The 492-nt window shown below is 45.9% G+C and carries 2 pseudogenes; both read left to right on the top strand.

Annotation, left to right across the window (positions count from 1 at the left end):
• Positions 1 to 301: pseudogene (locus ACTJLE_RS06565) on the top strand (hypothetical protein); the annotation flags it as partial.
• An 11-nt stretch (positions 302 to 312) separates the two neighbouring features.
• A pseudogene (locus tag ACTJLE_RS06570) lies at positions 313 to 492 on the top strand (hypothetical protein); the annotation flags it as partial.

Below are 492 nucleotides of genomic sequence, written 5' to 3' on the forward strand. Positions count from 1 at the left end.
TAAGCCGATGCTGTTAAACGGGGCGACTATTTTCGGTGAGAAAAACGGGCGTATGCTTGGCGGCGGTGAAAAAGGTCCGGAAGTGATTATGGGGCTTGATACTTTGCAGAATATGAGCGCGGGAGCGAACACGCAAATGCTTAGTGTTATGAACCAGATTCTAGCGATTATGGACGCGTATTTCCCACAGTTTTCTAACCAGAGTATTGTGCTCGACACTGGTGAACTAGTGGGTGGTATCGCGCACAGGATGGACAGTGAGCTTTTCAAGCTTCAAACAAGAAAAGCAAGGGGGTGGTAAAAGTGTATGGGATGCTAATAAACGGGTTGCATAGTTTTAACGATCTAGGGCTGGTTGCTACAAGCCGTCCACGCATTCAACTTCCAGAACCTAAATTAGAGTATTTGCAAATACCAGGCAGGCAGGAAAGTATTGATATTAGTGAAAGTCTTGCCGGTGAAGTGTTATACGAGATGCGTGAAGGCTGTTTT

It is taken from the genome of Gardnerella sp. CCPDSM (assembly GCF_056754715.1).